We start from the raw sequence: 19823 nt of genomic DNA on the forward strand, positions 1-19823 counted from the left end.
GCGGCCCGGCCCCCAGAAGGCGGCCGGACCGACCGGGACGCTAACCGGCCTCGCCGGTCGGATCAGGGCTTCGGCGTGAGCTTCAGGATCAGGTACTCGTAGTCCTGGCTCCGGGGCGACGGGTTCACGAACGGGTTGGCGCTGGTCGGCCAGCCGGTGAAGTTCGCCGTGCTGAACTCGTACCAGGCGGCGCCGTACAGCACCGGGACGGCCGGCACGTCGGAGGAGAACACGCCCTGCAGCGTGTTCAGCGCCGTGCTCTGGTCGGCGTCGGTGGTCGCGCCCTCGAAGGCGGCGATCGCGGCGTCGGCGGCCGAGCTCTTGTACTGCCCGAAGTCACCGGCCGCGGTCTGCCCGGCGGGCGCGGAGAGGCTGGAGTCCAGGATGAACTGCAGCCGCTGGAACGGCGTGGTCCCCTGGCCCCAGTGCAGCGCCGCGTCGTAGTTCCCGGTCGTGATCGCGGTGTTCCAGCTGTTGTAGTCGAAGGCTCCGTTGTCCTTGATGTCGAAGCCCACGCTGTTGAGCTGCTTGACCATGGCCTCGGCGTCGCACCAGTAGTCGGTGAAGGAGTTGGGGTCGATGATCGTGAACTTGATCGTGGCCCCGTTCTTCGTCCACTTGCCGCTGCTGTTCTTGGTGTAGCCGTCGGCGGTCAGCAACGAGGTGACGGAGTCCGGGTCCGGCCCGGGCTTGAGATCGTTGGTCTGGGCCGGGGCCAGCGACTTCTGGTCGATCGGCAGCGTCAGACCGCCCGAGGAGGAGGCCGGCAGCTCGTAGTTCGTCTCGCACTGGGTCGCCATCGAGGTGCGGTCCAGCGCCGCGCTGATCGCCTTGCGCACCGCGACGTCGGCCAGGGCCGGGGCGTTGGCGCTCTTCTCGTTCAGGAGCAGGGACACCGTGTTCGACGCCGGGAAGTACGGGGCCGTGCTCTGGAAGAGCTGGTTGTCCTTGCTCTTGGCCACGAACGTGTTCAGCACGTCGTTGATGTCGTTGCCGGTCAGGTCGATGTCGCCGTTGGCCAGGGCGAGCGTCGCGGCGTTGTTGTCGGCGTAGGCCGGGAAGGAGATCTTCTTGACCGCCGGCGCACCGTCGCGGAACGTCGTGTTCGCCTTGAGCGTGATGTTCTGCGGGGTGAAGTTGTCCAGTACGAACGGTCCGGTCCCGACCGTGTCGGCGCCGGTGACCACGGCCTTGTCCGGGTTGGTGATCCCCGACCACTTGTGCTTGGAGACGATGATCTGGTTCGCGATGGCCTGGAAGTTCGCGGCCTGCGGGGAGGAGTAGTTCAGGACCACCGTCTGCGGGTCGGTCGTCGTGACGCTGTCCGGGACCGGCGTGCCGTTGGTGTTGGCCGCCTTGAAGTTCTTCAGCAGCGTGAAGGTGAAGGCCACGTCGTCGGAGGTGAACGGCTGGCCGTCGCTCCACTTGACGCCGGACTTCAGCGTGAAGGTGAGCGTCTTGTTGCCGTTGGACCAGGTGTAGTTCGACGCCAGCCACGGGATCGGGGCCTGCGCGGAGTTCAGGGTGTTGAACTGGTACAGGGGCTCGTAGAACAGCGAGATCGCGTTCTCCTGGCCGACGAAGGAGTTGCCGTCGAACGGGTTGAAGTCGTTGGTGAACGACGCGACCGGCTTGTCCTCGACCACCAGCGTGCGGACCTTGCCCGAGCCGGTGCTGCTGTTGCCCGACGACGGCTTGGCCTTGCTGCTGCTGCACGCCGCCGCACTGAGACTGACGGCCGCGACCAGGGCTAGCCCTTTGATAGCTGTACGACGCATTGCGTACACTTCCCTAAAGATCCGGACCGGCTTGTGGGCCGGCCTGTCCTGAGCGGACATGGGCGATGACTATGGCTGTACGGGATGTGGAACGGATCTGACTTCCCTTCGCGCGAGTTGCCCCTCGGGCGAAGCCTGGCCGCCCGTCCCCCGGCGGGGGGCGGGCGGCGTTCCCGCCCGAGCTCCCTTCGCGACTGCGGTCTTTCATGCGGTCTCCTTACTGGTTGCGCTGGTTGCGCCGTTCACACTGCTGGTACTGCTCACACTGCTTCCGTTGCTTGCGTTGCTTGCGTTGCTTCCGTTGCTCGCGGCCGCGGCCAGCGGCTCGCGCTGATCGTCGCTGAGCCCTGAGACGTGCAGCCAGCACGCCGAGACGTGGTCCTCGGCCACCGGCTGAGCGACGGGAGACTGCTCCGCGCACACCTTCATCGCGAACGGGCACCGCGGATGGAACCGGCAGCCCGACGGCGGATTCACCAGGCTCGGCGGCGCTCCCCGGCCGCGCAGCACCGGGGTCTCGGCGCGCGCCGGGTCGGGCGCCGCGCTCAGCAGCAGCTGGGTGTAGGGGTGCGCGGGCTCGTCGGTGATCCGGGTGGCGGGCCCGGACTCCACGACCTGACCGGCGTACATCACCACGATGCAGTCGGCCAGGTAGCGCGCCGAGGCGATGTCGTGGGTGACGTACATGGTGGCCAGGTTCTCGCCGGTGCGCAGGTCGTCCAGGAGGTTGAGCACCCCCAGCCGGATCGACACGTCGAGCATCGAGACCGGCTCGTCGGCCAGCAGCACCCGCGGCTCCACGGCCAGACCGCGGGCGATCGCGACCCGCTGGCGCTGTCCGCCGGACAGCTCGTGCGGGTACTTGTCGAGGTAGTCCGAGGCCGGGGTGAGCGAGACGCGTTCCAGCAGCTGCCGCATCCGCTCGGCGCGTGCCGCACGTCCCAGCTTGGTGTGCAGCTTGAGCGGCCGCTCCAGGTGGTAGCGCACGGTGTGCACGGAGTTCAGGGACGAGAACGGGTCCTGCAACACCAGGTGGACGCTGCTGGTGTAGGTGCGCCGCGCCTTCGCACCGGTCCCGACCGGCACGCCGTCCAGCAGGACCTCGCCGGCCGTGGGCTTGATCAGGCCGGTCAGCAGCCGGGCCAGCGTCGACTTCCCGCTGCCGCTCTCGCCGACCACCGCGGTGACGGTGCCGGCCGGCAGGACCAGGGAGATGTCCTCCACGGCGTGCACGACCATGCCGCGGCCGATGCCGCTGTGCAGCGGGAAGTGCTTGACCAGACCGCGCGCCTCCAGCCTCGGGGTTCCGGGGCGGCGGGGGCCGTGGACGACTAGTGACCGCTCCGCGAGGTCCACCGGCGCGGCAGACTCGACCGGCGTGGCCAGCTCAGCAGGCGCGGCAGTCTCGACGGGTTCAGTCGCCTCGACCGCTGCGGCGGACTCGGTCGGCGCGCTCGCCTCGACCGCTGCGGCGGACTCGGTCGGCGCGCTCGCCTCGACCGCTGCGGCGGACTCGGTCGCCTCAGTCGCCTCGGTCGCCTCGACCGGCTCGTCGAGTTCGGCGGCCTCAGCGAGTTCCCCAGCCTGAGCGGTCTCCGTCGCCTCGGCGAGCTCGGTCGGCTCCGCGACCTCAGCGAGCTCAGTCGACTCCCCGCTCTCATTCGGCTCGGCGGGTTCGGTGGTGCCGGTCATGAAGTGCTCCTGGACAGGTCGCCGACAGCGGAGGCCGAAGGCGTTGCGAGCGGCGGGTAGGCGCGGGCCAGCGCCTCGGGCGGATCCTGCCGGCCGTCCTGCAACCAGCAGGCCGTGACCCGGCCGCCGCCCTCATCGGTCGGCCGGGTCAACGGCGGCTCCTGTGTCCGGCAGCGGTCCATCGCGTGCGGACAGCGCGGGTGGAACTTGCAGCCGTCGGGCATCGCGGCCAGCGACGGCGGCGAGCCCGGGATGCCCTCCATCCGCACCCGCTCGCCGTGCAGGCTCGGGAAGGAGCTCAGCAGCCCCAGGCTGTAGGGGTGGCGCGGGGCGTGGAAGAGCTCCGCGGCCTTGGCCCGCTCGACGATCCGCCCGGCGTACATGATCGCGATGGAGTCCGCGAGCTCGATCAGCAGCGAGAGGTCGTGGGTGATGAAGATGACGGCGAACCCGAGCTCGTCGCGCAGCGCCATCAGCTCTTCGAGGATCTCCCGCTGCGTCACCACGTCCAGCGCGGTCGTCGGCTCGTCCATGATGACGATCTGCGGCTGCAGGATCAGCGCCATGGCGATCATCACGCGCTGCCGCATGCCGCCGGACAGCTCGTGCGGGTAGCTGCGCAGCCGGTCGGCGTTGATCCCGACCATCCGCAGCATCTCCACCGCGCGGGCCCGCCGCTCCTGCGCGGACATCTGCGGCCGGTGCACACGCAGCACGTCAGTGAGCTGATTCTCGACCCGGGCCACCGGGTTGAGGGCGTGCATCGCGCTCTGGAACACCACCGCAATCTCCGACCAGCGGTAGCGCCGCAGCTCGTGCGCGCCGGCGGCGAGCAGGTCCACCGTCGTCGTCTCGCCGGTCTCGGCCGAGCGCGAGTGGAACAGCACGTCCCCGCCGGTGATGACGCCCGGCGCGCGCAGCAGCCGGGTCAGCGCGTAGGCGAGCGTGGACTTGCCCGAGCCGCTCTCCCCCGCGATCCCCAGGACCTCGCCCCGACGCAGGACCAGATCGGCGTCGGTCACGGCACGGACCGCGTCGGCGCCCAGGCCGTAGTCGACACACAGCCCGCGGACTTCCAGGACCGGATCGGCCATCAGCTCTCTCCTTCCAGAACAGGCGCCGCTATATCAAGGTTCGACGAAGAATCCGGTCGCGCCGCCCGCACCACCGGTGTCAGGCCCAGCTGGAACCGCACACCGCGCCGACTCCCCCTCCGGGACCGGACCCGCGGGTTGACGATCTCGTCGATCCCGAAGTTCAGCAGCGCCAGCCCGATGCCCAGCAGCGCCACGCACAGCGCCGGCGGCGCGTACCACCACCAGTCGTTCGAGATCATCGCGCTGGCCCCCTGGGCGTTCTGGATCATCGTGCCCCAGGACGCCTGCGCCGGGTTGATGATGCCGAGGATGGACAGCACCACGTAGATCCCGATGCCGTAGATGACGGTGAAGATGAACGACGAGGCCAGGATCGGCAGCAGGTTGGGCAGGATCTCCGAGACGATGATCCGCGGCCGGCGCTCGCCGATGATCCGCGCGGATTCGACGTAGTCCTGGTCGCGCAAAGCAAGCGTCTGCGCTCGCAGCACGCGTGCCCCATACGCCCACGCCGTCAGGGCGATGACAGACCCGATCAGGAACGGGTTGTCGGTGTCCCCGGCGGGCAGCGGCTTCATCACGACCATGAGGATCAGCAAGCCCGGCAGCGCCAGGAAGATGTTGGCGATGATGGACAGCACCTCGTCGACGAGCCCGCCCATGTACCCGGCGGTCACCCCGAACAGGATGGACAGGATGCTGGCGACGATGCCGGCGACGAACGCGATGACCATCGTCGACCGGCCGCCGGAGAGCACCTGCGACAGGATGTCGTGCTGCTGCCGGTCGGTACCGAGCCAGAACTTCGCCGACGGCGGCTGCGCGAAGGCGCTGGAGTTGCTCGCCTGCCAACTCGCCGAGTGCGGGGCCAGCGTCGGACCGAAGATCGCGATGAAGACGAAGAAGGCCAGGATCGAAGCGCCGACGACGATCTTCGGCGACTTGGTGATGCGGGACTTACGCCGCCTGGCGGCGACGGCGTTCCCCACGGGCTCTGCGGTGGCGACACCCACGACGGACATGGTTCAGGCCTCCCGGCGGGCGCGCGGGTCGAGGATCACATAGACGATGTCGGCCAGGAAGTTGACGACCAGCACCGCGAAGGTGACGCACAGCAGGATGCCCTGCATGAGCGGATAATCGGCGTCCAGCGTGGCATTGTTCATCGCCAGGCCCAGACCCGGATAACTGAAGACGATCTCGGTGATGATGGAGCCGGTCACGATCAGGCTCACGGACAGCGCCAGCGACGAGATGGACGGCAGGATCGCATTCCGCCCCGCCACCCACACCACCCGCCACCGAGGCAACCCCTTGGCAGCCGCGACCAGCACGTAATCCTCGTCCATGGTCGTGATCATCACGTTGCGCATCCCGAGGATCCACCCGGCTATGGAGGCCAGCACAATCGTCGCGACCGGCAGGAAGCCATGGTCCACGACACTGCCGATGAAGCCGCCGTTCCACCCGGGCGTCACCGTCGAGTCACGACTGATGTCGTAACCACCGCCCAACGGGAACCACTTCCACAGGTAACCCATGGTCATCAGCAGCAGGAACGCCAGGATGTAGTACGGAATCGCCTGGAAGAACGTCGCAACCGGCAGCAGCGTGTCGAGGAACCCGCCACGGCGCCACCCGGCGATCACCCCGAGGAACGTGCCGAGCACGAAGGCGATGACCGTAGCGATACCGACCAGCCCAATGGTCCACGGCAAGTCCGTACCGAGAATGTCGGTCACCGGCACCGACTTGCTGGTCGAGGTACCCAGGTCGCCATGAAACAGGTTACTGATATAGGTCGCGTACTGCGACAACAAGCTCTTATTACCGGCACCGTACTCGGCTTCGAGCGCATGCAGCTCATCCGGCGTAATCGGCGCGGAACGAATGGAACTGAGCACCGCCTGCAGCGCACTGCCAGGCAGCATTCGGGGCAGAAAGAAGTTGAGCGTCACGGCCGACCAGGCGGCGAGAAGATAGAACGCGAGCCTGCGCAGAATGGCTCTCACAGCACACACACCCTTCTTCTCAGTCGCGACGGCATCGCCGGAATACGAATCATGAGACTGCCTACATTTCGGGGACCGCGCGCTGACCCCCCTCACAGGGGTGGCACGGACGGTGGCCGGACGGGAGTCACGGATGGGGCTCTTGGGGTGCTCTTGCCTTGCGGATTGCCGGTACCGTAACCGAAAGAGAGCGCTCTCACAAGGCTCCAGCAGCCGTTACCAGGACGTTACCGACTACCGAAACGGGCCCACGGCGCGCCCAGCCCGGCCAGCCCGCAGGGGCTGACGTGCACCGAACACCTCGAAACACGCAGGTGGAAGCACCGGACGGCAGCCGGTGAGGACCTCAGAGCCCTCCGTCACCGGCAAGGTTTCTTGAGGAAGGGCGTGAGAGCGCTCTCTTGAAAGTTTGGAAGAGGGCAGCGCTGACTTCCAGCAGCGGGGCCCGGCGAGCCGCACGGAGTCGGCGCGGCGGGTACTCCGAGGCCGCCGACGGCGACGGGCCCGCGCGACCGGCCATGTCGTTCGTCGGGTCCGACCGGACCACGCGGGGTGTTGGTTCTGGGTCCCTCGCCGCGTCGGCGGGCTCTGCCAACCTGGCCGGTTTGGCCGTGTCAAGCCGAACGCAACCGGACCACAGCAGCAGTGATCCGGCTTTACACGGCCAAACCGGGCTGGTTCCGTTTACGGCGACGACGCGGCGAGGGACCCAGAACCCGGCGACCACAAGCAACACCGCCGCCGACCAACGCGGCGCAGGCAACAGCGGATAGAAAGCCGACCAGCCGCGGGCCGCCGCCAAACCGCCGGACGCGCGGGTCGCCCCCTCGCTGTAGAGCGCCCGCCGGAGGCCTCAAGGCACCCACCACGCCCAACGATTGCCGCCTACGACATGCGCAGTGACTCGGACCGACGCGCGGTCGTGTTCACGAAAACCGGCAGCCGCCAGCGCGACATGCGAGGCACAACCGAACTGCGTCCCCCTGCGAGGTCATCAAACCATGCGCGAAGCCGTAAAGATCGCCTGTAAACCACAAACCAACTGCAACCGCCCGCCACCAGCACCCACCCACAAAGCGGGCGCGCCCACCGAAACCGAAACGCCTTAAAGATCAACCCCCTGCGACCGCAGCACAAGACTCCCGTACCACCAACCGAGTCGCGACCAACACCGGCTCAGCAGCACGCCGCTGCCGACCTTCCCCGCCCCCGCCCTCTCCCGCTCCCCCGCCCCCGCGGCCATCACCACCGCCATCACCGCGGCCGTCACCATCACCCCCCGCCTCCATCCCAATCGTCCGCACCAGCAACTCCACAGCCCCAGCTCCAATAGCCACATAGTCCTGCGCCACCGTCGTCAACCCCGGCCGCACCAACGACGCCGCCTCAACATCATCGAAGCCGATCACCGACACCTCGCCCGGCACCGAAACCCCCAGGTCCGCCAGCGCCCGCAGGACCCCAACCGCCATCCGATCGTCGGCGGCGAACACAGCCGTCGGCGGCTCGGGCAGGGACATCAGCCGCCGCGCACACTCATAGCCGCTCTGCTCGCTGTACTCGCCGGAGACGACGTACTCGGGACGTACCGGCGTGCCCGTCCGGGCCATCTCGAAGCGGTAACCGACCAGCCGTTCGACCGCCGGCATGAGCGACAGCGGCCCGGTCACGGTGGCGATGGCGCGGTGCCCGAGCGCGTGGAGATAGCCGACCGCCGACGCAGCCCCCGCACGATGATCCGAAGCGACATACGTCGTACGATTCCGATACAGCGGCAAGTCCACCGCCACGCACGCCAGCCCCGAAGCAGTCAGCGCCGTCAGCGCCGGATGCCCCTCATCGACGCCCATAACGATCACGCCGTCCAGCCCATGCCGATGCGCGGCATCGACATACGCATCCACACCATCCTGCGGACGCGCGGCAGCAAGCATCACCAGGTCAGCGCCCATCGCACTCAACCTCCGCCGAATGCCTGCGAAGACATCGACGAGCAACGAATCGCGCCGCCGCCCACCAACAGCGCTACCCACGCCCACGCCAGCCCCGCCCGCGTCCGTGCCAGCACCGCCAGCCCCGCCACCGCCACCGCCAGCACCAGCGCCGCCCGCACTCGCGCCAGCGCCGCCCACGCCCACGCCGCCCGCACTCGCGCCAGCGCCGCCCATGCCCACGCCAGCCCCGTCCGCACTCGCGCCCGCACCGCCCACGCCCGCCTCCGTGCCAGCACCGCCACCACCAGCGCCGCCGACACCCGCGTCCGTGCCACCGCCAGCACGAGCGCCAGCACCAGCACCAGCGCCGCCCGCACTCGCGCCAGCGCCGCCCACGCCCACGCCGCCCGCACTCGCGCCAGTGCTGCCCACACCCACGCCAGCCCCGCCCGCGTCCGTGCCACCACCACCAGCGCCGCCGACACCCGCGTCCGTGCCACCGCCAGCACCAGCGCCGCCCGCACTCGCCTCCGTGCCAGCGCCGCCGGCACCCGCATCCGTGCCACCGCCGCCCGCACCCACACCCCCAGCCACGTCCAAGCCCGCACCCACACCCCCACCCCCAACCACGTCCCCACCCACACCCAAATCCCACACCATGCCAACGGCAACACCCGCCGGCCCCACAACATCACCACTCCCCGAAGTCTCCGTCATGCCCGGCACCGTACCGCTTCAGAACGGATACCGAGCCTGAGTCCCCCGCGCCGTAATCCACCGCGTCTCGGTAAACGCCTCAATGTTCGCCGCACCCCCGAACCGCACCCCCGTCCCAGACGCCCCGAACCCCCCGAACGGCGCCACCGCCTCATCATTGACCGTCTGGTCATTAACATGAACCAGCCCGGTCGGAATCCGCTCAGCAAGTTCCAGCCCGCGCATAACGTCAGCAGTCAAAATCCCCAACGCCAGCCCATAAGGCGACGCCGTCGCCAACGCGACAGCCTCATCGACATCCTCGAACGCCCGCACCGGCGCCACCGGCCCGAAGACCTCCTCGGCATACGCAGGCGAGCCGTCCGTAACATCAGCCAGTACGGTCGGACGATAGAAGAGCTCTTCATACGTACCCCCAGCCGCCAACCGAGCGCCCCCGTCAACACTGGCCCGAACCAGCCCATGAATCTTGTCCCGCTGACCGACATCAATAATCGGCCCCAGCGCCACCTCCTCCGTCGCCGGGTCCCCGACCGGCAGGTGCTCGGCCTTCTCCGCCAGACGCGCGACATACTCGTCAGCGATAGACCGGTGCACCAGGTGACGCCCGGTCGTCATACAAACCTGCCCCTGATGAAAGAACGACCCCCACGCCGCGGCGGACACAGCAAGATCCAGATCCGCATCCGGCAACACAATCAACGCCGAGTTCCCACCCAATTCCAAATGCGCACGCTTGAGATGTTCAGCCGCGGCAGCCCCGACCTTGCGTCCAGCCGCCGTGGAACCGGTGAACGAAATCACGCGCACCCGCGGCTCGACCACCAGCGCCGCCCCGACCTCAGAACCGCCCGGCACCAGACTCAGCACCCCCTCAGGCAGCCCGGCCTCCTCGAACACGCGCTGAATCACCACGCCCCCAGACACCGCCGTGCGCACATCAGGCTTGAGCACGACGGCGTTGCCGAGCGCGAGCGCCGGCGCCACCGAACGGATCCCGAGAATGAGCGGCACATTGAACGGCGCGATAACTCCGACCACCCCGGCCGGCACCCGCCGCACCAAACTGAGCCGAGGCTCAGCGGACGGCAACAACTCGCCGACCGGACGCGAGGCCAGCGCCGCAGCCTCATAGCACTCCTGAGCCGCAGTGACCGTCTCGAAGGCTGCCTTGCCGGGAATGCTGCCGGCCTCGCGGATCAGCCAGCCCTGAATCTCATCGGCATACTGACCGAACAGATCACCGGCCCGCCGCAAGACGGCAGCGCGCTCGGTGTACGGAACTCGCGCCCAAGCGATCTGAGCCTGCGCGGCACGCTCGGCCGCGACAGCAACGTCATCAGCGGTCGCAATGCCGATGCGCTCCAAGACCGAACCGGTAGCAGGCTCGAAGACAGGCGCAGTGCCGCCGGAAGCGGCAGTCCAGCCGCCGATGAAGACTTTGCCGGACCATATGGCGGGATCGAGAAGGGACATGCGGGGCTCCTGTTCTCGGGATGTCGAGAGTTTCGCAGAGCGCTGCATTGACGTCTATGTATCAGCCGCAAAGCCGATGCGATGCCACCGCAACCTTTCACCCCACCCGGCCCGGCCGTGTCTGGCGGTCGGACCGCTTGAGCAAGTGGCAGCGCCTCAGTGAGCTGATCAGGAACCAATGTGCAGATCATCCGCAAGGCGTTCCATGACCGCCTTCGTGACCGCCGCGTCCACCTGCTTGTACAGCTCCTGACGGCTACCGAGGTTCGTCAGCAGCATCCGCAGGTCGAGATCGTTGATCGTGCGACGCAAGATGTCATCGGTCGTCAGGGTCTTGTCAATGAGAGCGTCAGGAATCGCCCCGATCGCGACCTTGCGGAAGCCGCTGATGCCCGAGGCGGCGACCGCCTCGCGCACGAGCTGCGACGCTTTCGGGAGCTTGCCGGCAGCCTTCAGCGTGTCGACGGCGGTGAGCAGTCCGGCTCGCAACGCATTGATCTGCGCGTCCGTATGAGCACCGGGCTGAGCGATCTGCAGGGCGAATGCCTCACGCGTCACGCCGAGCTGGCAGGCGGCGGCCTCCAGGCCGGTCACGACGACTTCCTCGGTCAGGCCGTCGATCCCCGTCGACACCGAGCCGGCCGGCTGGATGACACACGAAACGGCCGGCTTGAGCGGGCTGTAGTGGCCGCCGCCGTTGGCAAGCTGGACGGCCAGCACCCCGCTCACCAGCACGACGGCCAGCGCGGGCAGCGCCGCGGCTCGCAGGCGGTCCACGACGGTCATCGCGCGCCCCCTCGACGGAACTGGATCAACGACAGCATCGCCGCGAGAGCGAGCCCCGCACCGATCAGGAAGGCGTTGCGGAACGCATGAGTGGCTGCGCGTTCGACCTGAGCATTGAGGTCACGCTCAAGCTGCGCCGCGGCGGGCTTCTCCACCGGGGGCACGTCCAGCTTCTGGAAGGCCGGGTCCAGGTCGGGCACCCGGCCGCCCTCCACCTTCAGCTGATCGGCCAGTCCGCGGGCGATCGTGATCTTGTCCTGGGGTGCCAGCGGAGCGTTCAGCACCAGCGCGGTGATGGCCTCCTCGGCGGGCGGCTGCGCGCTGCGAAGGTCCGCGACGAACACAGGCGTGAGAATCGCCAGTCCCAGGACCACCCCCGCGTGCCGGGCCGCGATGGTCCAGCCGCCGTGCAGGGAGTGCGGCGTGCGGCCGTCCATCGCCTGCAGGGTCAAGGGATCCAGCGTCAGGCCGAGCCCGAGTCCGACGAGCGCCTGGGGTGCGATCGTCCACGCCAGACCGGCCGACGGCAGCAGGGCCAGCCCGGCCAGGCCGCCGGCGATGAGCAGGCACCCCGACATCGTCTGGGCCATCGGTCCCGCGCGCAGCATCCGGATCAGCGGCCGGGCGAAGAGCGCCGCGAGCGGAATCACCGAGACCGTGACGGCCGCGACCGCCGGCGATCGACGCCAGCCGTCGACCAGGAGCAGCACGAACAGGAACAGCGCCGCGGTCAGCGCTGCCGAGAGCAGCGCCAGGGCGATGTTCGGCCGGATCCGCACGGGGTGTGTCTCGGTGTCGTCAGTGGCAGGGCTCTGCCCGTTCCTGCGGCGCCTGGCCAGTGCGGCAGGAACGGCCAGCACCGCGATCGGCACCTGGACGATGAAGATCGAGCGCCAGGAGAAGGCATCGGTGAGCAGGCCGCCGGCCACCGGGCCGACGGCGGTCCCGAACACGCCGGCGGCGATCCACCACGCCGTCCCACGACGCTCGCTCAGTTCGTCGACCAGGAGCTGAAGGCTGCCGACCACCGCGAACGCGCCGCCGATCGCCTGAACCGACCGGGCGGCGATCAGGACTCCCATGGAACCGGCTACCGCGCACAACGCCGAGGCCCCGGCGAACACCGCGATGCCGGCCGCGCACCACACGGCCGGATCCTGTTTCTTGAAGAACCACGCGGCGGGCCGGGCGACCACGGCGAGGACGAGGTTGAACGCGATCAGCACCCAGGCGACCTGACCCACCGTGGTGTGGAGGCGCTGCAAGATCTCCGGCAGGGCCAGGGTGACGACCGCCGAGTCGGCCAGTACGCACCCCACGGTCACCGCGAGGAGGGCCGCTCCAGCCCGGCGCATCTAGAACCCCGGCTTCGTGTCGGTGAGCCGCTCCGCGACGAGCCACAGCCAGGCCTGCTCAAGCCGGCCGTTCGTGGTCAGCATGCCGGCCGGCCTCGGCCCTCGGCGCTGCCGAACCGCTGTCCAGTCTGGTCAGAAACGGTGTACACGCAAGCTCCTCCCCTGTGGCAACAGCACTCTAGTTGGGCACAGCAGGACATGGTGCTGTGGTCGAGCACGGGAGTCGTTTGTTCTCGTCCAGTTTCCCTGGGCCCGCCGGGCCGACTCTACTTGAGAAGAAGTCTTTGCATAGGTATCTTCTCATCATGTCGCAGGCCCAGCCGCCCGAACTTTCCATCGACACGCTCAAAGCGCTCGCCCATCCGCTGCGCCAGCGCATGCTCACGCGGCTGCAACGCCATGGCCCGGCCACGAGCGCGGAGCTCTCGGTCGAATTCGGCGCCGACCGCGGGGCGACCAGCTACCACCTGCGCCAACTCGCCCGCTACGGGTTCATCCGCGAGGATGCCTCGCTGTCGGCGGGCAGGCGCAAATACTGGCGATCGGTACCGCAGGACATCCGGCTTCCCCGCGACCCGCGGAACGCGGAGCTCGCGGCGGCGGCCGAGGCCGTGGGTCGTCAGTGGATGGGCAGAGCCGCGGCCGAACTCGACGCGTACCTGCACAACCGCGACGCCTTCGGTGCCTTCGCACCGGCCGCGATGCATTCGTTCGGTTCCACCACGCTGAGCGCCGAAGAGCTCGCCGCGTTCGGCGAGGAGTACATCGCGCTGCTCAACCGCTGGCACCGTGCTCCCACCGAAGGAGCGCCCGAGAGCCGACCGATCACCGTCGTGTTCCATGCCTTCCCCACCCCCGACGAGACGCCGGCGCCCTGATGACGGCCCTGAGCACCGGCGAGATGCCCGCCGAACGCGTGTCCCTGTGGCGCAACCGCGACTTCCTGGCCCTGTGGAGCGGCCAGATCGTCTCGACGCTCGGCACCGCCGGCAGCGCCACGGCGCTCCCGCTGCTCGTGCTCGCGACCACGGGCTCTGCGACGGACGCCGGGCTGATCGGCGCCGCGACCGCCCTGCCCGCGCTCCTGATACAGCTGCCGGCCGGAGCGCTGGTCGATCGCTGGAACAGGCTGCGCGTCATGACCGTCTGCGAATCCGTCACCGGGCTCGCGCTCCTCGCCATCCCGTTCGCGCTCGTTCTCAGGCATGTCAGTCTTCTGATCGTCGCGGCGGCGGTCGTCGTCCAACGCTGCTGTGCCGTGTTCTTCGGCAGTGCCGAGCACGCGGTGCTGCCTTCGATCGTTCCCGCAGCGCAGCTCGGCGACGCGATCGCGCAGAACGAGGCGAAGTCACGCGCCGCCGGTCTCCTCGGCCCGCCGCTCGGCGGTGCGCTGTTCGGTTTCGGCCGCGCTCTGCCCTTCGTCGCGGACGCCCTGTCCTCCCTCGCGGCCGCCACCGCCCTGCTCTTCGTCCGCGCCGACCTGCGTCCCGCACGAACCGCTGCGCCGCAGTCACTCTGGCGCGAAACCGCGCAGGGACTCGGCTGGATATGGCGTCACCCGCTGATGCGCACCGCTCTCCTGCTCATCGCCGTGAGCAACATGGTCTTCCAGGCGCTGGCCCTCATCCTCGTCGTGCTCGCTCGGAGCCACGGCGCCACCTCGGCCGAGATCGGTCTGATGTTCGGCGTCTACGGCGCCGGCGGCATGCTCGGCGCACTGGCCGCACCGCGCATGCACCGCCGCCTCACCCCCACGACGGTGATCGTCGCCACGAACTGGATCTGGGCAGCCCTGCTGCCGCTGTTCCTCCTCACCACGAACCCCCTGCTGCTCGGCGCGATCGGCGCCGCCAGCGCGTTCCTCGGCCCGATCTGGAACGTCGTGATCATCTCGGCCCTCACCACCCTCGTCCCCGACGAGCTCAGGGGGCGCGTCGCCAGCGCCGCCATGACCGTCACCGCCGGCACGATCCCCCTGGCCTCCGCCACGGCCGGCTATCTCCTCACCGCCACGGGCCCGGCCGGCAGCACCGTTTCGATCACGGTCCTCATGCTCGCCACGGCGATCGTCGGCACCCTCAGTCCGGCCATCCGGCGCGCGCCTGGCCGGCCGGCCGCCGCCGACGCCGTCACCGCCGCCGAATAGCCGGCCCGTATGACGACGAACAGCCGATCTGTATGGACCCAATAACTCCCTTTCTAGCGGCGGCGGCTGTGGCTGGCGTGGAAGGCCGACCAGACGTCGCGAAGGTTGCGCAGGGCAGCCATGATCTCGTCATCGCCGGAGGTCAGGGTCATGCGGAGGTGTGCCGAGGGGCGCCCGTCGCTGCGGTAGAGGCCGCCGTAGCCGACTGTCGTGCCGTGCGCGTGTGCGAAGCCGACGAACTCGGCGGTGTCGCGCAGCGGTAGTCGGATCCACTGGGATGGGCCGATGCCCGCGGCCTCGTCGCGCCAGTCGGGCAGTTCGTCGTGCAGGAACGCCGAGGCGAGATGCGTGCGGCGCCTCGTCTCGGACTGGCGGTGCGCGACGATGTGGCCGTGGTGCGGCAGCAGCTTGGTGAGCAGGATCTGGCTGGGCACCGACGATCCGGCGTCTGTTCGTGACTTGATGCGCACCAGGGTCTCCACGAGGCTCGGGTGCAGGCGGATCCAGCCCATCTTCAGCCCGCCCCAGTAGATCTTGTTGAACGACCCGACCGTGATGATGTTCCGGTGCTCGGCGAGCGCCGCGACGGGAACGGGGGCCGGGGTCGGGTGGTAGTCCGCGAGGGTGCGGTCGTCGACCACGGCGACGCCGCTCTGCGCCAGGCGGACCAGCAGGGAGCGGTCGGCGTCGGTGAGGCTGCGGCCGGTCGCGACGTTGCAGGTGGCCATGACCACGGCCATCGTCGCGCGCGTCTTGCGTGCCAGGCGCACGAGCGCGTCGGCGCCGACGGTGCCGTCTCCGGTGCGGATCGGCACGATGCGCGCGCCGGTGCGGCGCAGCAGTTCCAGGGTGGTCGGGTACGTCGGCGATTCGACGATGACGACGTCGTCGGGGGAAAGCAGCATCTCGAACGCCAGCGAGAGCGACTGGGTGGCTCCCGTGGTCAGCACGAGCCCTTCCGGCGTGGTCGGCAGGCCGTTCGCGCTCAGTGACGCGGCGACGGCCACCCGCGTGGCATCGAGGCCTGCGATGGCGTAGCCGCTGCCCGGTGTGGCGCCGCTCGGCTGTGCGGAGAGCAGATCGTCCGCGTTGAGGGTCAAGGCCTCGCGCGGCAGGCCTGTGGCGTCGGGGAAGGTGGCGGCGGCGACGCCCGGGTCGGTGTCGCTCCCCAGCCGGTACTTCCCACGCAGCCCGCGCGGCAGCCGCGCTCGGGTTGCCGCGCTGGCCGCTGCACCGGCCGCTGCGCCAGACCGGCCCGCGACGAAGGTACCGGCACCCTGGACACGACGGACGACGCCGCGCTTAGCCAGCATTTCCATACCGCGCGCCGTCGTGCTGCGGCTGATATCCAACGCCGCTGCCAGATTCCGCTCCGAGGGCAGCACCCAGCTCTCAAGCAGTTCCCCGCGCTCTACGGCGTCTTCGACGGCGTCGGCCAGGCGCTGCGCGAGCGAGCCGGCGCCGTTGCGCCACTCCCCCAAAAGCGCCGGTATCTCGTTGCCGTGAACGGCACGCGAAGAATCCAATTCTGGCTCCAGTGGACACCGGCCAGCTGCTTAGCCTGCGTTTGCCCGACGATCCCGACCCTATCTCCATCGCCATCGCCAGGAGCCGAGTCATGAACCTGCCCAGCCAGACGACGATCCTGCACGTGTCCGATACGCATCTGTCCCCTGATTTCGCCGCGAGTACCGAGATGTGGACAGCAGCAGTGCGCTACATCGAGAAGACCCGCCCCGACCTCGTCATCCACACCGGCGACGTCGTGCACGACGACCCGGACAGCGATCGGGACCACGAGTTCGCCGCGTTCCAGATGCGCCGGCTCACTGCTCCGTGGCGGATCGTCCCGGGCAACCACGACATCGGCGACAGCACCCCCGACCCGTTCCGAGGCCTGGCCAGCGCCGAACGGCTGGCGCGGTTCCGGCGGCACTTCGGCCCGGACCGGTGGTCGGTCGCCATCGGCGGGTGGCAGCTGATCGGGCTGAACTCGCTGCTGTTCGACAACCGTCTCGCCGCCGAGGAGGCCGAGCAGTGGGAGTGGTTGGAGCAACGCCTTCTGGAGGCGGACGGCCGTCCGATCGGGCTGTTCATGCACAAGCCTCCTGCGATCAACTCCCTCGACGAGGACCTGCACGTCAACAAGTCGATCGGGGTGACGTCACGCCGTCGTCTGCGCGCTCTGGTCGTGTCGGGCACCCTGAAACTGATCGGCTCCGGACACCTGCACGAGCACGTAGTCCTCCACAGCCACGGCGCCCTGCTCGTCGGCGCGCCGGCGCTCGGGCCCGTACCCGCCGGTACCGCGACCTGGAATCTCGGGCTGCGCTGCAACGGCCTCGTCGAGTACCGCCTTTCGGGGGACACGGTACGGGTCCGACTGCTTCGAGAGGCAGACCTCGCCTCGGCCACACCAGCAGGGCTGCGGATCATCCCATCGGCCTACGCCCGCGCGTGCCCCCCGCCGCGCCTACCTAGCATCCAACGGGGGGCGTCAGAGCTAGCAGACTCGTGCGGAAGGAACCGGCACATGGCTGAGAACGGCACTCGCATCAAGGCGGCGGACAACCCCATGGTCTACGTCATCCTCGACGGCAAGCGGCGCGCGCTGGACGAACCGTCCTACGTGAACATCTTCAGCGACTGGGAGGGCATCGACGAGGTCAACGTCGACGACCTCGAAGACGGCGGCGCCATCCAGGCCGGCTACATCGGCAGCGCGAACGGCGAGACCTACCTGGTCGCCGACAGCGTCAAGTACCGCATCAACGGCAACGCCACCGCCGACCGGCTCCACCTCAAGGTCGGCGAGCCCCGCATGCTGTCCACCGAGGAGTTCGGCGCGCTCACCGACGGGGCGCAGCTCGGCTGACCGAGGCCGACACCAAGACGGGGAAGTCGACGTCGACCAAGCCGGTGTGAGTGCGAGTCTTCCGGAACAGCGCCCGGAACCGCGCTCGCACCGGCCACCGGACCATCTCCGCCACTTCGTCCGCGTCGCCGAGCGCGGCAGCGGATCGGATCGCCGGCGCTGCGAAGACGCTCTCCATCAACATCGGACGCGGCTACGGCATGCAGCTCTGCAGAAGCCGCCGCCTATCCGGCGGGCGTCTCGGCGAGAAAGTCGCGCGCCGTTCGCGGTTCCCGGCCGAGGAGCTTGCCGAGAAGCGGGTCGACGCCGGCGAAGCACCCCTGCTGCGCTGCCCGGTAGAACCCGAGCAGGAGGCGCGCCATGACCTCCGGCGTGCCGTGGTCGATCTGCGCGGCGGCCCACTCGTTCTCGTCCACGGCCACGCACTCGATGGTGCGGCCGGTCAGCTCCGAGGCGGTGGCGGCGATCTCCTGGAAGGTCGGTGCGGCGCTCGCGGTCAGGGTCGTCGGGCCGTCGTACGCGCCGTCGGAGGCGATGATGACGGCTGCTGCCTCGGCGGCGTCTTCGCGCGCCGTCCAGGACACTGGTCCGTCGCCGGGCACGGCGATGACGCCGGTCTCGCGCCACGGGCCGGCGAGCCAGGTGAGGCTGTGGGCGTAGAAGCCGTTGCGCAGCGAGGTCCAGGGCAGGCCCGAGTCGGCGAGCAGTTGCTCGGTCACGGCGTGGTCGTGGCCGGGGCCGAAGGGGCTGCCGAGGGCGGCGGCTTGGTGGCTGGTGTAGAGGATGCGGCCGACGCCCGCGGCGACGGCGGCGTCGATCGCGGTGCGGTGCAGGCTCACGGCGTCGGCGGTCGGGTCGTTGGTCGACACGAGCAGGAGTTGGTCGGCGCCGTCGAAGGCGGCGGGCAGGGAGGCCGGGTCGGCGTAGTCGCAGTGGCGCACCGCGACGCCGCGCTGGGCGAACCGTTCGGCCTTGGCGACGTCGCGCACGGCGACGGTGATCTCCTCCGCGGGTACGCGCTCCAGAAGGTGGTCGACGGTGGCGCCGTTGAGCGCGCCGGTGGCTCCGGTGATGACAAGCATGGTCGCCTCCAGGTGTTATCGGTGATCCGCGCTTGACGTTATCATCGATAAATCGCCGATAACAACCTTGCGTTATCATGGGAAACATGAGCGATCCCGGTGTGCCGCCCTCGCGCGACGCCGTCCGTGCCCGACTGGTCGACGTCGCCGCGGGGCTGCTCGCCGCCCAGGGCCCCGAAGCGGTGACCACCCGCTCGGTCGCGCTGGCGGCGGGCGTCCAGGCGCCGACGATCTACCGCCTGTTCGGTGACAAGAACGGGCTGCTGGAGGCGGTGGCCGAGAACGGCTTCGCGAACTACGTCGCGCAGAAGCACCCCGTCGACGCGGACGACGATCCGGTCGAGGGGCTGCACGCCGGATGGAACCTGCACATCGGCTTCGGCCTGGCGAACCCGGCCCTGTTCCGGCTCATCCACACGGCGATGCGGACGCCCGACGGCCGATCCGCCGTCGAGGCCATCGAGGCCGGTGCCAACGTGCTGCGACAGCGGGTGACGCGGGTCGCCCGCGCCGGACGCCTGCGCGTGCCCGAGCAGCGCGCCGTGGATCTGATCCACGCGGCGGGCACGGGCGTCGTGTTCACGCTCATCGACCAGCCCGCGGAGACGCGGGACGAATCGCTCGCGGACCTGGCCTGGGAGGGGGTGTGCGCGACCATCTTGACCGGCGAGCACACCGGCGAGCGCACTGGCGAGCACGCCGCCGCGCCGGCGGCTCCGGCCACCGCGGCGGTCACGCTACGCGCCGCGCTGCCGGACCTCGTGATGTTCACGCCCCACGAGCGGGCGCTGTTCGGGGACTGGCTCGGGCGCGTCGTCGATGCGGAGGGGTAGGGGGTCAGTGTGCTGTGCGAGTGCGGTCGGCCTGTTGTTC

The 19823-nt window shown here is 69.3% G+C and carries 16 protein-coding genes; 4 read left to right on the forward strand and 12 right to left on the reverse strand.

Going from position 1 to position 19823, the window contains the following annotated elements; translation table 11 throughout:
* Positions 1–62: 62 nt before the first annotated feature.
* From ABH935_RS01670 to ABH935_RS01715, 10 genes are all read right to left on the reverse strand, one after another.
* On the reverse strand, positions 63–1778 hold the full coding sequence (locus ABH935_RS01670) for an ABC transporter substrate-binding protein (protein ID WP_370375945.1): 1716 nt from the start codon (positions 1776–1778) through the stop codon (positions 63–65).
* 204 nt (positions 1779–1982) lie between these two features.
* A complete protein-coding gene (locus tag ABH935_RS01675; RefSeq protein WP_370375946.1) occupies positions 1983–3470 on the reverse strand; it encodes an ABC transporter ATP-binding protein in 1488 nt (495 codons plus the stop codon).
* Positions 3467–4564, reverse strand: coding sequence for an ABC transporter ATP-binding protein (locus ABH935_RS01680; protein ID WP_370375947.1), 1098 nt, complete (start codon positions 4562–4564; stop codon positions 3467–3469). The genes ABH935_RS01675 and ABH935_RS01680 overlap by 4 nt, the downstream gene beginning before the upstream one ends.
* Entirely contained in the window at positions 4564–5589 is a 1026-nt protein-coding gene (locus ABH935_RS01685; RefSeq protein ID WP_370375948.1) for an ABC transporter permease, read from the reverse strand. The genes ABH935_RS01680 and ABH935_RS01685 overlap by 1 nt, the downstream gene beginning before the upstream one ends.
* 3 nt (positions 5590–5592) lie before the next feature.
* Positions 5593–6579 (reverse strand): ABC transporter permease, encoded by a 987-nt coding sequence (locus tag ABH935_RS01690; protein WP_370375949.1) that lies wholly within the window; start codon positions 6577–6579, stop codon positions 5593–5595.
* 1112 nt (positions 6580–7691) lie between these two features.
* On the reverse strand, positions 7692–8531 hold the full coding sequence (locus ABH935_RS01695; RefSeq protein ID WP_370375950.1) for a substrate-binding domain-containing protein: 840 nt from the start codon (positions 8529–8531) through the stop codon (positions 7692–7694).
* Positions 8532–8536: 5 nt separating this feature from the next.
* Complete coding sequence (locus tag ABH935_RS01700; RefSeq protein WP_370375951.1) at positions 8537–9151, reverse strand: hypothetical protein; 615 nt, start codon at positions 9149–9151, stop codon at positions 8537–8539.
* A gap of 97 nt (positions 9152–9248) precedes the next feature.
* Entirely contained in the window at positions 9249–10706 is a 1458-nt protein-coding gene (locus ABH935_RS01705) for a benzaldehyde dehydrogenase (protein WP_370375952.1), read from the reverse strand.
* A gap of 168 nt (positions 10707–10874) precedes the next feature.
* On the reverse strand, positions 10875–11492 hold the full coding sequence (locus ABH935_RS01710; RefSeq protein ID WP_370375953.1) for a hypothetical protein: 618 nt from the start codon (positions 11490–11492) through the stop codon (positions 10875–10877).
* Entirely contained in the window at positions 11489–12847 is a 1359-nt protein-coding gene (locus ABH935_RS01715; RefSeq protein WP_370375954.1) for an MFS transporter, read from the reverse strand. The genes ABH935_RS01710 and ABH935_RS01715 overlap by 4 nt, the downstream gene beginning before the upstream one ends.
* Before the next feature lie 305 nt (positions 12848–13152).
* On the opposite strand from ABH935_RS01715, the gene ABH935_RS01720 reads away from it, so the two are divergent.
* Positions 13153–13725, forward strand: coding sequence for an ArsR/SmtB family transcription factor (locus ABH935_RS01720; protein WP_370375955.1), 573 nt, complete (start codon positions 13153–13155; stop codon positions 13723–13725).
* Positions 13725–14993, forward strand: coding sequence for an MFS transporter (locus tag ABH935_RS01725; RefSeq protein WP_370375956.1), 1269 nt, complete (start codon positions 13725–13727; stop codon positions 14991–14993). The genes ABH935_RS01720 and ABH935_RS01725 overlap by 1 nt, the downstream gene beginning before the upstream one ends.
* Before the next feature lie 53 nt (positions 14994–15046).
* On the opposite strand, the gene ABH935_RS01730 is transcribed toward ABH935_RS01725, so the two are convergent.
* On the reverse strand, positions 15047–16519 hold the full coding sequence (locus tag ABH935_RS01730) for a PLP-dependent aminotransferase family protein (protein ID WP_370375957.1): 1473 nt from the start codon (positions 16517–16519) through the stop codon (positions 15047–15049).
* A 92-nt stretch (positions 16520–16611) separates the two neighbouring features.
* Here ABH935_RS01730 and ABH935_RS01735 point away from each other — a divergent pair, with 92 nt between their 5' ends.
* The gene (locus tag ABH935_RS01735; protein ID WP_370375958.1) at positions 16612–17868 is read left to right on the forward strand and encodes a metallophosphoesterase; all 1257 of its coding nucleotides are present in this window, start codon (positions 16612–16614) and stop codon (positions 17866–17868) included.
* Between the two features lie 224 nt (positions 17869–18092).
* Here ABH935_RS01735 and ABH935_RS01740 read toward each other — a convergent pair whose 3' ends face one another.
* Entirely contained in the window at positions 18093–18950 is an 858-nt protein-coding gene (locus ABH935_RS01740) for an NmrA family NAD(P)-binding protein (protein WP_370375959.1), read from the reverse strand.
* An 86-nt stretch (positions 18951–19036) separates the two neighbouring features.
* On the opposite strand from ABH935_RS01740, the gene ABH935_RS01745 reads away from it, so the two are divergent.
* Positions 19037–19783 (forward strand): TetR/AcrR family transcriptional regulator, encoded by a 747-nt coding sequence (locus tag ABH935_RS01745; protein ID WP_370375960.1) that lies wholly within the window; start codon positions 19037–19039, stop codon positions 19781–19783.
* Positions 19784–19823: the final 40 nt, after the last annotated feature.

Source organism: Catenulispora sp. GAS73 (assembly GCF_041262085.1).
GTDB lineage: Bacteria > Actinomycetota > Actinomycetes > Streptomycetales > Catenulisporaceae > Catenulispora.